This is a genomic window from Bradyrhizobium nanningense (genome assembly GCF_004114535.1).
GTDB classification, from domain to species: Bacteria; Pseudomonadota; Alphaproteobacteria; order Rhizobiales; family Xanthobacteraceae; genus Bradyrhizobium; species Bradyrhizobium nanningense.
This window is the reverse complement of sequence record NZ_LBJC01000028.1, coordinates 229,277-243,001: the sequence shown is the minus strand read 5'-3', so window position 1 is coordinate 243,001 and position 13,725 is coordinate 229,277. Positions and strand designations below refer to the sequence as shown.

Genomic DNA, 13,725 nt, shown 5'->3' with positions numbered 1-13,725 from the left:
CGACTAGTGCGACATCAGGACCGGCACCGTCATGGTCTTCAGCATCTCGCGGGTTACACCGCCAAGTACTCCCTCCCGAAGGCGGGAATGTCCGTAGGCGCCCATGACCAGCATGTCGAGATCTTCATCGGCGGCCAACGAGAGGATCGATGGCTGGATCTCGGAATGCTCTGCCGTCAATTCGATCAGGCTCGTCGTCAGCCCGGTGCGTCCGAGGCGTTGCACGAGCTTCTGCGTGGCTGCTTCCGCGGGAACTTCGGACTCGTTGATGGAGATGGCGACCACCGCGTCGGCACGAGACAAGAACTTCCGCGCATCCCTGAGTGCGCGACCTGCGAGCCGGCTGCCATCCCAGCAGATACCGATGCGCCTGGCCTTGAAGGAGCCGTGGAAAATGTGGGGCACGAATAACACGGGGCCGCCGGCTTGAAGCAGAACGTCCACGACCGTCGTATTGTCGAACGAGTCCAGCGCGGTGTCCGGCTGTAGGACAACCGTCAGATCGTAGAGACGGGCGGCCTCGCCCAGAGCAGACGCAGCTTCGGTTGGAGAATTCTCGATCGAACGGCATTGATAGGAAATTCCTGCCGTGCGCGCCGCCATCTCGAACACCGAGAGTGCCGTCGTGCTGCGCTCGGCGGCACGCTCCTGCTCTGTCTCGAACAGTGCCGCGACGGTAGCGGCTGCTCCGCCGTCGACGACGAATGCGCCGCTGGCCGGAATGTAACCAATGGCAATGGCATCCACATGTGCGTCGAACGCCAAGCCCAGGGAGATCGCCGCGTCGACGACTGGTCTCAACGCTCGCTCCGTGGGAATGTGTACAAGGATGTCCTTAATCATGCCGCTACCCCTTCGATGGAGGCAGACATACTCCCAGCGTCACAGAGGAACGTCTTGACCTGGGTCAACCGGTGGCGGAGCTCTCCGGTTAGTCTCTTCCAACAAGTCGCTCTGGCATCGCGGCGGAGGAAGAGCGCGGCAGCCGGATATCCGGTCGCAAGCGTGACCGTGCCTCCATCGCCTTGTCCGATCACCTCACCGCTGAACACCGTCAGGAAGGGAAGTCAACCGGCTGCACGTCGAGGCGGTCGGCGTGCAGGGACCGGTCCCGGACGGCGTGAAGCTCACAGAACCTTTGCCAGCTGAGCGGCCTCCAGCTCGTCATCGGCATCAATCTCGATCGCGCGCTGACATACTTCGCAGACTTGTCCTTGGTCGCCGACAAGATCCTTCAGAAAGCTGACGACAAAGTGCGGCATGAAATCCCCGTTATGAACGAGCAACCGGTCAGATCTGCGTCAGTAAACGAAGGCCGGGGTTTCGAGCAGGTGATCATTCACGAGCACGACGCCCGGGATCGCCTCGGCCGCCACGCGTATGGCAGTACGTTCCGCCACCGACGGTGCGAAGCCCCAGATGTCGATGACGCCGTTTTGGACCGTTGCGTTGAGGTTGAACGTATGTGCCCAAGGCTGCTTCTTGATCTCATCGAGGAATCGCTTCCTGATGGCTGCGTCGGGAAGCGAGATCTCCAGCTTCGGCCTCGCGCTCGCGACGGCTTGCAACAGGTTGGCGCGGCTGACGATGCCGACGAGCTGACCCTGCTTGTTGACGATCGGCACTCGCTTGATCTGACGCTCCTCGAGCAGCATGGCGATGTCGCTCAGCGGCGTTTCGGGACTGGCCGTCACGACCTCGCGGGTCATGATATCCTCGACTTTGACCGCGTGGGACTTGACGTAGTCAGTCGCCATTTGCGCGTCGCCAGTCAAGAGGCGAAGCCACCAGGCATAAGCGCGCTCCGTGCCGGATTCGGTTCGATGCAACAGATCGCCCTCGGTTACGATTCCCAGGATCTTGTTGTCGGTATCGACGACGGGAACTGCGCTGATGTGGCGCTCGAGCATGATCTTGGCGATCTGGCGAACCGTTGCATGTGCGCCGACGGTCACCACAGGTGAAATCATCACGTCCTGTGCTTGCATGACGAACCTCCATATTGCTTGCTGGCATCTTGCCGTCTTTCTCGCCAGCGGGATTGATCGGGATCAAGGGGTACCTGGACGAGGAGGGTACTTTTCGGCAGGCAAACGGAGGCCGTCCGAAATGACCAGGATTCCGCATCATGCTGTCGTGTTCGTCGGTGACGGTCGGAAGGCGCTTTTCTTACGCAACGAAGGCAACGAGAAGTTCCCGAACCTCAGGGTGGAGGCGGTCTTCGAAGACATGAATCCGCCGGCGCATAGCCAGGGGACCGATCGTCCCGGCCGGGTGAGCAAGTCTTCGGGGCATAGAAGCGCCGTCGGAATGACCGATTGGCACGAGCTCGAAGAGCATCGGTTCGTCAAACAAGTTGCGGACGCACTGGAGCAGGTCATCCGCAGCGATCGGTCGACGGCGCTGGTCGTCGTCGCGCCGCCGCGAGCGCTGGCGGACGTCCGGTCAGCCCTTCATCCTGATGTAAAGCGCCGCGTTGTCGCGGAACTGGCCAGGGACCTGACCAAGCATTCGGTCGGCGACATCGAAAAGCATCTCCTTGACCGATAATCACGCCGGCCCTGGCGTTGTCATGTTCGAGAGCGGGCTAACAATTGCCGAGCCAGATCGCGATAATCTATCAGGGGACCGCAGGTGAAGCCGCCAGGCGATCCGCCGGCACCGCGGTGATCGAGATCGCCGCGACAAGGATGTACAGGATTGATGTTATCAGCAGCGTAAGAGCAACGATCCCTGCTTTGACCAGAGGTCAGTAGCCGACTGGCGGCAGGATCGCTTGACGTGCGTCAAGCGGATAACTGCGGAAACGCGAGATAAGGGAGCATCCGAGCAATGGAGCAGTGACATGTCCCTGGCCAGCGTCATGGTCTACGTCGATTCCCAGCAGCAGGACGAGGGGCAGATCGCCCTTGCCGAGGGGATCGCGAACAACTTCGGAGCAGCGCTGCTCGGCATCTCGGCGGTCGCGATAGAGCCTCCGTTCGTGGCCGAAGGTGTGATCATCGAACAAACGACCGCGGAGGACCTTGAGCGCATACGAGCTGCCCTGTCCGGCAAGGAGGCCTGGTTCAGGCGCATTGTTCGCTTGCCCAGCGAGCAGGTCGAATGGCGTTGGGCGATCGGCTTTCCGACCGATTTCCTGGTCGAGCAATCCAGGGCTGCGGATCTTGTCGTGGTGCGTCGCAGCCAGCTGAAGCCCAATTACGGTCACTATCTTGATGCTGCCGGGGCCATGTTGCGAGTGGGACGTCCGACCCTCTCGGTGCCGGATGGTGTGACCAAATTGTCGGGCGACCGGATCGTGGTCGGCTGGAAGGACAGTCGGGAGTCGCGGCTGGCGGTTCGTGACGCGCTGCCTTTCCTGACCAGAGCGTCGCAGGTCACGATCGCCGAAATCTGCACGTCGAGCGAACAGGATGCAGCTCATGGCCGGGTGCGGGACGTGGCCAGGTATCTGCAACGGCACGGCGTGAGTTGCCAGCATGAGGTGCGTGTCCATACGACGGAGCCGGACGCGGGCTACCTCGTTCGACTGGCCGCCGACGTCGGCGCCGACCTCATCGTGACCGGGGGATATGGACACAGCCGGTTGGGAGAATGGGTCTTCGGCGGCATGACGAAGAGCCTCCTGCAGCACGCTCCGGTCTGCCTGTTGATGTCGCACTGACGTCTGCGCCACAGGGAGGGTGAAATGGACAAGGATAGTCAAGCGGCGAAGAAAAGCATGGCAGAGCGAAAGGCGGAGGTGCCCGTACCTGACCGCAACTCGCGGCTCCTGGAGACCGGGCCGGCCGATCGCGCGATCAAGGATGCCTTAGAGGACGACGAGGTGCGCGAGGCGCTTGGCGTACAGGGTCGGGACAAGCGCCTCTAGCCCGTAGCTCGACGACCTCCACCGCTGTCGCGCTCCGCGGCGCGGACGATCTCGATGGTCCGCAACACGCTCGACGGATTCACGCTGATCGAGTCGATCCCGAGCTCAGCCAGATACTTCGCGATCTCCGGGTAATTCGCCGGGGCTTCGCCACAGATGCCGACGTGGCGGCGGTTGCGCTTGGCGCCAAGCACGGCCATCGACAGCATTTGCAGCATGCCGGGATCGCGCTCGTCGAAGTCGAAGGCTACGATTTCGGAGTCCCGGTCGACGCCGAGCGTGAGCTGAGTGAGATCATTGGACCCGATGGAGAAACCGTCGAACAATTGTGCGAACTGGTCGATCAGGATGACGTTGTTCGGGATCTCGCACATCATGAATATCTCGAGGCCGCTCTCGCCTCGCTTGAGGCCAAGATTTGCCATGGTTGCGATGACCTTCTGCGCTTCCTCGACACGCCGGCAAAACGGAATCATGATCTTGAGATTGGTGAGGCCCATCGCCTCGCGCACCCGCTTCATTGCAGCGCATTCCAGGGCGAATCCTTGCGCGTAGGCGGGGTGCGCGTAGCGCGCGGCGCCGCGAAAGCCGAGCATCGGGTTCTCCTCGTGAGGCTCGAAATCGGCGCCGCCGAGGAGGTTCGCATATTCATTGGTCTTGAAATCGGAGAGGCGCACGATCACCGGCCGGGGATAGAACGCCGCGGCGATGGTGCCGACGCCCTCTGCAAGCCGCTGGACGAAGAAATCGGACGGTTCCTTGTGGCGAGAGGTCAGGAGCTTGATCTTCAACCGGTCCCGCGCTGAGGTCACCTTTTCGGGGCAGGCCAGCGCCATCGGATGAACTCCGATGTGCTGGTCGATGATGAACTCCATTCGGGCAAGGCCGACGCCATCGCTCGGCAAGGCGGCGGTCTTGAACGCGACCTCGGGATTGCCGAGGTTCACCATGATTTCGGTGCGAGGCTTCCGGACGCTTTCGGACGCTGTCCGTTCGACCTCGTACGGCAGGGTCCCCTCGAAGACGTGACCAATGTCACCTTCCGCACAGGACACCGTCACGGCGGTGCCCGTCTTCGCTTTCTTGCTGAAGCTGCCTGTTCCGACCACGGCAGGCACCCCGAGCTCGCGTGCGATGATGGCGGCATGGCAGGTCCGGCCGCCATGATCCGTCACGATCGCGGCGGCGAGCTTCATGACGGGCTCCCAGTCCGGTCTCGTCGCCGTCGCGACAAGCACCTCGCCTGGACGGAATTTCCGGAGCTCCCGCTCATTCCTGATCAGTCGGACGCGTCCTGCCGCGATCTTTTCCCCGACGGCGCGGCCTTCGGCCAGCGCCGTTCCGGTCTTTTTCAGGACGTAGCTCTCGAGCGCTTCCGGCTTGCGGCGGGAGGCGACCGTCTCGGGCCGGGCCTGGATGATGTAGAGCGAACCGTCCCGGCCATCCTTGGCCCATTCCACGTCCATCGGAGTCGGCTTGCCGGACTTTTGCGAGTAATGCTCCTCGACGAGCAGCGCGCACTCGGCGAGCGTCAGAACTTCGTTGTCATTGATGCAGAATTGCTGACGCTGCTTCACCGGCGTCACCAAGTTCCGGGTCGCATTGTGCCCGCGGCCATAGACCATCCGCTTTGCCTTGGATCCCAGCCGGCGCGACAAGACGGCTCTGAAGCCGACCTTGAAGGTCGGCTTGTGAACGTAGAACTCGTCGGGGTCGACGACCCCTTGCACGACATTTTCGCCCAGCCCGTAAGCGCCGGTCACGAACACTACGTCGCGAAACCCGGTCTCGGTGTCGAGCGTGAAGGTGACGCCGCTGGCTGCGAGGTCCGAGCGGACCATCTTCATGACCGCGACCGATAGTGCGACCTTGAAGTGATCGAAACCATTGTCGATCCGATAGGAGATTGCACGATCCGTGAACAACGACGCAAAGCAGCGACGGCAGGCCTCCATCAACCCGTCTGCACCTCGGATATTGAGGAAGCTGTCGTGTTGACCGGCAAAGCTTGCGGTCGGCAGGTCTTCGGCCGTGGCCGAACTGCGGACCGCGACCGCGACGTTGCGTCCGTATTCCTGCTCCAGCTGCCGGTAGGCCTGTTTGATCTGATGGCGCAGATCCTCCCGGTCCGTTGCCTCGTAGACGATCGCACGCGCGGCAGCGGCGCGACGGGCAAGATCGGCAATCCGCCGCTTGTCGATCCCGGCGAGAAGGGAGCCGAGCCTGTCCCACGCGCCAGCGTCGGTCAGGGCGTCGCGATAGGAGGCCGCCGTCAGCGCAAAGCCGTTCGGGATCTTGACGCCCTCCGGCGTCAGCGCCGAATACAACTCCCCCAGGGAGGCGGTCTTGCCTCCCACCAGCGGCACGTCGGCAAGACAGATGTCCCTGAACCAGCGAATGTAGCTTGACGGGTCCATCGCGCATTCTCCTGCGCTGCAGATAGGTCCGGAAGTCAGCAATTTTCCCGCATCTCCGCACCATCGGATTGCGAAAGATCAAGATCGGTCAAATTGCCGTCGAGAGAATGACCTGCTCGGCGAGACGTTTGACGTCGTCCGGCCGGCAGAGTTCAGTGCCGGGATTGAGCAGGGCCGCGGCGCCGGCGGCAACAGCCTGTCGAAAGCAGTGATCCAGGCCGGATCCGGACGCGAGCCCGTAAACCAGCGCGCCGAGAAAACTGTCGCCTGCGCCAACGGCGCCGAGGGGCGTGATATCGAGAGGTTTGGCGCGTAGCACCCGGTCGCTCGTCACCAGCGCAGCGCCGAGATGTCCCATGGTCAGGGCGACCATCGCCGCTTTGCCGGCGCGCACCAGCGTTCTGGCAGCAGCTTCCCATTCGGCGGCGTCAGACGACCCGCGGCCGACAAGCTCGCGCATCTCGCGCAGGTTCGGCTTGACCAGTTCGACTCCTTCCGCCACCGCGGCAACCAGGGCCTGACCGGAGGTGTCGAGGATCATCTTGGCTCCGCGCTGTTTGACGATCCTTGCGACCCTTGCGTAGAAATCGGCGGGCACACCGGCCGGCAGGCTTCCGCTCGCAACCACGAAGCGAGGGAACGGTTCGAGCGCCGCCAGCATCGAAAGGCATTTCTGCCATTCGCTTTCGGCGAGAGGCGGGCCCGGCAGGATGAATCGATAGGGTTGGCCCGTGCTGATTTCGCTGACGAAGAAATCTTGTCGAGTCTCGCCCGCGATCGGAAAGGTCAGGCTTTCCACATCCTCTTTGTCCAGCAATTGATGCAGCAGATCTCCCGTAAGGCCGCCCGCCGCATAGAGCGCAGTGGCGTTGCCCCCGAGGCGCTTGATGACCCGCGCAACGTTGATGCCGCCGCCGCCGGGATCGCGTCGTTGGCCGATGCCGCGCAGCTTGGCGACAGGAACGATCCGATCCACCGATGTCGACACGTCAACCGCTGGATTGGGCGTGATCGTGAGGATCCCGACCATCGGCTTAGTCCTTGACGTTCGCCCCGGCCCGGATCGCCTCGATCTGGAAGCTCGAGGTCGAGACGCCCCACCGAAATGAATTCGCTGCCGGCACGCGCGCTTGAATTGAGAGAGCGGCTGCGTCCTTTGTCGTCATGTGCCTGCCTTGTGATGGCGCGGTTCAGATCGTGATCGGTCCACACTGCTGCACTTTTCCGATCAACGCTTGATGGAGATCAACCGCCTGGTCGGCAACGAGGGGTGCTGGAACAACCGCGTCCTAGCGCGGCAGGCCGGCTCTCAACGCTTCCAGGTACGCGACGATCTCATCGACCTGATACTCCGCGAGCCGCGGGTTCGGCATGGCTTGGTCAGGTCCGAGCCTGCGGTGGCTCGACGTCAGGAATTGCCTGACGTTATCGGCGGAGAACGAGGGGCGGTTGATGATGTCCAGGAAGCTCGGTGCCGGGGGGCGTGACGCCGGCGCTTCCCTGGCGGCATCTTCCACGATATGGCACGTTCCGCAGGAGGCATGGGTTAGTGCCCGGCCTTCGGCGACCTGATCGACGAACAACTGATTGGTGACAGGTGGACGAACCGGCACCTGGATGGTGATCGCGGCGTAGCCACTGACCCTATGGCAAGTGTTGCATTCGTTGGTCAGGGCTGAATAGGCTTTTGTAAACGCAGGCACGTCTTTCTGCTGAATCGCCTGGCGTACGGCTTGCAGCTGATCCCTGGCAGGAACCATCCGCGATGGGTCGGGCAAGAGCTTGCCGGTGGCTTCGAGATTGGCTTCGATCCGCTGGATTTCATAGCTGGCCAAGCTCCAGTTGCTGAGCTTCCCCGCAAACCAGAGCTTGGCATGCTGCAGTTGAAGCCGGGTCATCAAATCGGAGAGATCGGCAGAGACGTCGACCGGTGTTGTCGCGGCTGGCGCTGCTGCGCTCAGCGCCGCAGCTGCCGCAAAGCTTGCGGCCATGAACAAAGCTTGCAGTCGCATGCTCAACGTCCCAGATCTGACAGCAGCATGGCACTTGATCGCGGGTCGGCGTTGATCTTGATCAAGACCCTATCAGGGACGGCGACTACCTGTTCTCTCTGGAGATGAAGATATGCGCGCGCACCAGATAATGTCCCGGCGGGTGATAGCAATTCGCCCCGAAGCCTCCATCGCCGATGCCATCAAAGTCATGCTGGCTCAGCACATCAGTGGGCTTCCGGTCATAGATGCGGCGGGTAAGCTCGTCGGCATCATTTGCGAAAGCGACTTCCTCAGGCGGGCCGAGCTGGACACGGAGCACACTCGCAACCGGCTGCTGACCGTCCTGCTCGGAGCAGACCGGGTCGCGCGTGAATTCGTCAAGGAGCATGGACGCAAGGTCGAGCAGGTGATGACGCGTGATCCCGCGACGGTTAAGGAAGATACTCCCCTCGCGGAGATTGCCGATTTGATGGAGCGCCGGCACCTCAATCACGTCCCGGTCATGCGCGATGATCGCGTTGTCGGCATCATTACCCGGTCTGACTTCCTGTCCGCAGTCGCCGGTCCGCTGACCGGCGCACCCGGCTATTCGGAAGACGACAATCAGACCCGCCGCGCGGTCCTCGCCGCGATGGCCGGGATGCCTTGGCAGCCCGTCGGTTTGAACGTGAGCGTCAGGGACGGCCTGGTGACGCTGCGCGGCGTCGTCAAGAGCGACAACGCCCGCCGGGCGGCTGTCGTGGCTTGTGAGAATGCTTTGGGAGTTCGTGGCGTCGATGATCGCCTGTGCCTTCAGTCGACCCGTCCAGATCCGGAGGACGACTACGGCGGTGGCGATTTCGTCTCGCTGCAGGCCGAGCCGTCCACGCTGGACGATGAGCCGTTGTAACCCCGCCAATGGAGACCGGGATCCGGCCTAGCGGTCTCCTAGTCTTCCGACGCTTGAGGGAGCCGGCCGGTGGTCGAACGGATCCGCTGCCTGATCGGCTTGCCCATCGAGGAAAAATAGAGCGCGAGTTCGAGGACGCCATACATCGCGAAAACCATGAGCGCCTTGATTGCTTCGTTGGTCATCTTGATATCCTCCAACAGCCTTTCTCAGCTAACGTTGCGCGATCCTGGTCAGAACGTGGACCTGGTGAGGCTGGTGGACAGCCAAAGTCTTCGGCTTCGACACGTTCATGTCAGGATGGTTCAAGTGGACGCTCAGCGCGGTTGTGGCGATCGCGATGCCGGCAAGCAACCCGCTGACGACGACCTTCAGATGTGTTGTCTTGTCCGCAGTGTAAATCGAGTGATTCATTGCAAGCCCCTGGCTGGTGCGTGCTTATAAACCCCTTCTAAGCCATAAATTCTCTGACCGAAATTTGGGGGCTTAACCTAAGGAGATGTCCGTAGCTGCACGGGAGAGACAGCGGAGATTGCCCTGTCGAATACCGTTGGACGATCAGCAGGGGGAGAAAGCGGCAGCTTGAGGTTTCTCAAGTCTGGGGACGGTTCAGGCAATCAAGCTCCGGCACGAAACGCTCCATGATCACTGGATTTATATCTCATGCCGCGTGCCAGGTTGGGGCGATGTCTGAGCCGGATAGGTATCTGCTTCGGCAGTCCTCGTGCTTGCCGTCGCGGCCGGATTCCCGCACCGCCAAGGCCGGGAGGCGTCAACGATGATCTGATCCAATCGGACACCGCCGCGTCCTTCGGTCATTACCGAGGGGCCTGTCGGTCTCGCCCGGTATAGACGGCGATCAGCCAGACCAGGCCAGTCACGAGCAACATGGTCACAACCGTCTGGATCAAGCCGAAGTTCAGCGCGTCACGTGCCACGAACAGCGCCGTGATCGGCGCTGCTATGGCAAAGAGTATCCGAACGAGCCATCCAAGCATGGTCGTCTCGATTCGAGGAGGGTCAGCCCGCGGCTTTGATGTCTTCGGGCGATTCCACGTAGAAGCCGGAATAGGTGTCTACGAAACATAGGTGGTCGTGCACTTCCTTGACGCCGGAGGTGTTCTCGGCGGCGACGATCGCGGCCTGACGGGCTTCATCGGTCGTAACGAGCCCGTGCAGATGCACGACGCCGTTGCGGACATTGACCTCAAAGCCGATCGGACACCAGTCGGTGCCGTTGACCGCGCGTGTGATGCGCGCGCGAATGTGCTCTTCATCGGCGGTTGGATCCGGAATTTCGTGTACGAGGCTCGCCACGGCTTGCAGCACATTCGTCCTCGTGACGATCCCGACGGGTGTCTTGTCCCTCATCACGGGGACGCGCTTGATGCCGTTTTTCTCCATCAGGTCGATCAACTCGGAGAGATCTGTGTCTTCCTGCACCGAGACGACCTGCTTCGTCATGACATCCGCGACCTTGCGGCCGCGCTCGTGAACGAACTCCGCCGCCGCCCGTCCCGGTCCCATGAAGAATTTCAACCAAGCGGCGTGTCTGCGGCCGGTGCCGATCTCGCTACGGCGGAGGAAGTCGCTTTCCGAGACGACGCCGACCAGATTGCCAGCATCGTCGATAACGGGCAGGCCGCTGATATGCATTTGGAGCATGATCTTGGCCGCTTCCTCGATCGTCGTGTGCGGCGTTACGGCAACGAGGTCTTTCGTCATGATATGATGCGCGCGCATGTGGTATCCTCGAGTTCGCTGGCGAATTTCCTGGGTGAGGCGAGGCTGCGGCTGTCGCAGCCTTGCCTGCGGGGCCGTCAGGCGGCCTTCACACTGATGGTCTTGGCCGGCTGCTGAGCTTCTTCGGTCTTGGGAAGGACGACCTTGAGAACGCCGTTCTTGAACGTCGCCTCGATCTTGTCGGCATTGACGCCATCCGGCAGCGCGAAGTAGCGCTCGAACGAGCCGTAACGGCGCTCGGAAACGTAGTAGTCCTTCTTCTTCTCTTCGGTCTCTTCCTTCTTCTCGCCTTTGATGGTGAGACCGCCGTTGACGAGCTTGACGTCGATGTTCTTCTCGTCGAGTCCGGGAAGCTCGGCCGTGATCTCGTAGGCCTTCTCGCTTTCGGCGATGTCCACGGCCGGCGCATTGAAGTTCTTGGAGAGGTCGCGCTCGAGCCGGGCGAGCGAGCGGAACGGCCGTTTCCAGAAGCCGTTGCCGAAATCATCGAAGATCTGGTCGATTTCGCTCCTCAGCGCCTGGAACGGCTGCCAAGCTTCGCCGGCAACTACAGGCGCGGTCGACGATTTGGTGACGGGTAATTTGGTCTCGGTTGCCATGATCAGATTCTCCTTCGAGGTTGACCATCTAGGTCGCCAGGAAGAGTAGTCATGGCCATCGTTTCGCTGGTTGATTTCGCTCAAATTCCGAAGCGTGCGTGCAAGATCAGATGACGTCTGGAATGGTCATGCCCAAGGCGGTTTGCGCGTCGATCCACATCCTCGGCGTGGCCAGACATAGGGCAGATTCACAGACGTTTCTCGATTACCGGGGCGCCGGCGAACCAGATCTCCTTGGCACCCATTGTTCGCCAAGTTTCACGTAGGAGCGCTTCACGGCGGCCCAGGCCGTGCGATGAGCGATCTCTTCCTGCCGGAGATCGCCGACATGCGAGGCAAAGGAGTGGTTGAACGCCTCCCGGTAGATGTCGAGGGCATGAGGCGGCAGATGGTGACGCACGCCGGCGGGAAGGTCATTGTTCGAGGGATAGGGCATCGTCCATTCCTGGATTGCGCGCAGACGGGTTGAGGAACCGAGTTTTCGGCCGGAACGTGCCGCAGCTACATTGCCATATCGGGCTCAGGCAGCCGCTCGCGCTTCGATTCCGGAATTTCCGTCATTGTCGCCTCCGTCAGAAGAAGCACGCTGGCGACGGAAACCGCGTTTTCAAGCGCCGTCCGTACGACCTTCACGGGGTCGACGATGCCGGCGTCCACGAGGTCAACATAGACTTTTCGCGCGGCATCGAAGCCGAAATTGCCTTCGCTTCCGAGCATCCGCGCAACCACGACGCCGCCATCGGTCGCGGAATTTTCGGCAATCTGGCGCGCGGGAGCCTCTAGCGCGCGCCTCAGGATTTGAACGCCGGTTCGTTCGTCGCCCTCGCAGGCAGCTTCCTCTTTGGTCACAGCCGCGATCGTGCGGAGCAGGGCAAGTCCGCCGCCCGGCACGATGCCCTCGGCCACCGCGGCCTTCGTCGAGCTGATCGCATCATCGAGCGCTTCCTTCTTCGCCTTCATCTCGGCTTCGGTCGGTGCCCCCACGCGGATCACGGCCACGCCGCCCGACAGCTTGGCGAGGCGCTCTTCGAGCTTCTGGCGGTCGTAGTCGCTGGTCGTCTTCTCGATCTCGATGCGGATTTGAGCCAACCGGGCGTCGATACGGGCGCGATCGCCGCCACTCCCGATCAGTGTGGTATTCTCCTTGTCGGCGACCACTCGTGCGGCGCGACCGAGCTGCTGTAACGTCGCACTTTCCAATTTCAGGCCGATCTCCTCCGATATCACCTGTGCACCCGTGAGTATGGCAATGTCCTCCAGCATCGCCTTGCGTCGGTCACCAAAGCCGGGCGCCTTGACAGCGCAGGCCTTGAGCACCCCGCGAAGTTGATTGACGATGAGCGTCGCCAGCGCCTCGCCTTCGATGTCCTCGGCGATGATCAGAAGCGGCCGGCCGCTCTTGGCGACCTGCTCTAGCAGCGGGACCAGATCGCGCAGAGCGCCGATCTTGTGATCGCAGAGCAGAACATAGGGGTCTTGCAATATTGCTTCCATCCGGTCGGCGTCCGTGACGAAATAGGGGGAGAGAAAGCCACGGTCAAATTTCATGCCTTCCACGACGTCCAGAAGGGTCTCAGTCGTCTTGGATTCCTCCACCGAGATCACGCCGTCGCCGCCGACCTTTTCGATCGCATCCGCCACAAGCTCGCCGATGGATACGTCGTTGTGCGCTGAAATCGTGGCGACCTGAACCTTTTCGGCCCTGGTCTTCACCGGCTTGGCCATGGCGTGCAAGGCGGCGATGGCGGCCCGTGTCCCGCGGTCCAGGCCGCGTTTGAGGTCGATCGCGCTCGCGCCGGCGACAACGTTCCGGACCCCGTCCGAAAGGATGGCGTGAGCAAGAATGGTCGATGTGCTGGTGCCGTCACCGACGACGTCGCCGGTCTTCTCGGCAGCCTGCCGCAGCACCTGAGCACCGAGATTCTCTTCCGCGTCCTTCAGATCGAATTCCTTGGCAATGGTGACACCGTCGTTGCAGACGATCGGTGCGCCCCACCCCTTCTGGATCAGAACGGATTTCGACTTCGGCCCGAGCGTGACGCGCACGGCATCGGCAAGGAGGGATGCGCCGCGCAATACTTTTTCACGAGCGGCCGAATGAAACAGGACCTGTTTGTGCGCCATTTTTCATGCCCTCTCTTTGTACCGTGGTCGGTGGGGTCTGTCCGCCAGTTTGGATGAGTGAGCGTGAGCCAAATTGATCTCCATC

At 61.8% G+C, this 13,725-nt stretch carries 17 protein-coding genes; 4 read left to right on the top strand and 13 right to left on the bottom strand.

From position 1 onward, the window contains the following. Positions 1-3 precede the first annotated feature (3 nt). From XH84_RS24110 to XH84_RS24100, 3 genes are all read right to left on the bottom strand, one after another. The gene (locus XH84_RS24110) at positions 4-843 is read right to left on the bottom strand and encodes a universal stress protein (protein WP_128916371.1); all 840 of its coding nucleotides are present in this window, start codon (positions 841-843) and stop codon (positions 4-6) included. Between the two features lie 284 nt (positions 844-1,127). Then, complete coding sequence (locus XH84_RS41670) at positions 1,128-1,262, bottom strand: hypothetical protein (protein ID WP_347338716.1); 135 nt, start codon at positions 1,260-1,262, stop codon at positions 1,128-1,130. Between the two features lie 39 nt (positions 1,263-1,301). Next, entirely contained in the window at positions 1,302-1,988 is a 687-nt protein-coding gene (locus XH84_RS24100) for a CBS domain-containing protein (RefSeq protein WP_128916370.1), read from the bottom strand. Between the two features lie 121 nt (positions 1,989-2,109). On the opposite strand from XH84_RS24100, the gene XH84_RS24095 reads away from it, so the two are divergent. From XH84_RS24095 to XH84_RS24085, 3 genes are all read left to right on the top strand, one after another. Further along, on the top strand, positions 2,110-2,550 hold the full coding sequence (locus tag XH84_RS24095; RefSeq protein WP_128916369.1) for a baeRF12 domain-containing protein: 441 nt from the start codon (positions 2,110-2,112) through the stop codon (positions 2,548-2,550). A 295-nt stretch (positions 2,551-2,845) separates the two neighbouring features. Beyond that, on the top strand, positions 2,846-3,667 hold the full coding sequence (locus XH84_RS24090) for a universal stress protein (protein ID WP_128916368.1): 822 nt from the start codon (positions 2,846-2,848) through the stop codon (positions 3,665-3,667). A gap of 24 nt (positions 3,668-3,691) precedes the next feature. Beyond that, positions 3,692-3,874 (top strand): hypothetical protein, encoded by a 183-nt coding sequence (locus XH84_RS24085; RefSeq protein ID WP_128916367.1) that lies wholly within the window; start codon positions 3,692-3,694, stop codon positions 3,872-3,874. Here the strand turns inward: XH84_RS24085 and ppsA are convergent. The 3 genes from ppsA to XH84_RS24070 form a co-directional block, all read right to left on the bottom strand. Further along, positions 3,871-6,291: a phosphoenolpyruvate synthase gene (ppsA, locus tag XH84_RS24080; RefSeq protein ID WP_128916366.1), complete on the bottom strand. Its 2,421-nt coding sequence runs from the start codon at positions 6,289-6,291 to the stop codon at positions 3,871-3,873. The two genes, XH84_RS24085 and ppsA, sit on opposite strands and share 4 nt — an antisense overlap. Positions 6,292-6,379: 88 nt before the next feature. Continuing rightward, the gene (locus XH84_RS24075; RefSeq protein WP_128916365.1) at positions 6,380-7,321 is read right to left on the bottom strand and encodes a 1-phosphofructokinase family hexose kinase; all 942 of its coding nucleotides are present in this window, start codon (positions 7,319-7,321) and stop codon (positions 6,380-6,382) included. Between the two features lie 259 nt (positions 7,322-7,580). Next, positions 7,581-8,303: a c-type cytochrome gene (locus XH84_RS24070; protein ID WP_128916364.1), complete on the bottom strand. Its 723-nt coding sequence runs from the start codon at positions 8,301-8,303 to the stop codon at positions 7,581-7,583. Between the two features lie 112 nt (positions 8,304-8,415). On the opposite strand from XH84_RS24070, the gene XH84_RS24065 reads away from it, so the two are divergent. Beyond that, positions 8,416-9,174, top strand: a complete 759-nt coding sequence (locus tag XH84_RS24065) for a CBS domain-containing protein (RefSeq protein WP_128916363.1) — start codon at positions 8,416-8,418, stop codon at positions 9,172-9,174. A gap of 38 nt (positions 9,175-9,212) precedes the next feature. Here the strand turns inward: XH84_RS24065 and XH84_RS39980 are convergent, their stop codons facing one another. The 7 genes from XH84_RS39980 to groL form a co-directional block, all read right to left on the bottom strand. Then, positions 9,213-9,359 (bottom strand): hypothetical protein, encoded by a 147-nt coding sequence (locus XH84_RS39980; protein ID WP_164935848.1) that lies wholly within the window; start codon positions 9,357-9,359, stop codon positions 9,213-9,215. Between the two features lie 28 nt (positions 9,360-9,387). Continuing rightward, complete coding sequence (locus XH84_RS24060) at positions 9,388-9,588, bottom strand: hypothetical protein (RefSeq protein WP_128916362.1); 201 nt, start codon at positions 9,586-9,588, stop codon at positions 9,388-9,390. Positions 9,589-9,992: 404 nt separating this feature from the next. Further along, positions 9,993-10,172, bottom strand: coding sequence for a hypothetical protein (locus tag XH84_RS24055; protein WP_128916361.1), 180 nt, complete (start codon positions 10,170-10,172; stop codon positions 9,993-9,995). Positions 10,173-10,194: 22 nt separating this feature from the next. Next, complete coding sequence (locus XH84_RS24050) at positions 10,195-10,917, bottom strand: CBS domain-containing protein (protein WP_128916360.1); 723 nt, start codon at positions 10,915-10,917, stop codon at positions 10,195-10,197. 77 nt (positions 10,918-10,994) lie between these two features. Further along, the gene (locus tag XH84_RS24045; RefSeq protein WP_128916359.1) at positions 10,995-11,516 is read right to left on the bottom strand and encodes an Hsp20/alpha crystallin family protein; all 522 of its coding nucleotides are present in this window, start codon (positions 11,514-11,516) and stop codon (positions 10,995-10,997) included. A gap of 205 nt (positions 11,517-11,721) precedes the next feature. Beyond that, positions 11,722-11,952: a ChaB family protein gene (locus tag XH84_RS24040; RefSeq protein WP_128916358.1), complete on the bottom strand. Its 231-nt coding sequence runs from the start codon at positions 11,950-11,952 to the stop codon at positions 11,722-11,724. 65 nt (positions 11,953-12,017) lie between these two features. Next, positions 12,018-13,640, bottom strand: a complete 1,623-nt coding sequence (gene groL, locus XH84_RS24035; protein WP_128916357.1) for a chaperonin GroEL — start codon at positions 13,638-13,640, stop codon at positions 12,018-12,020. Positions 13,641-13,725 lie beyond the last annotated feature (85 nt).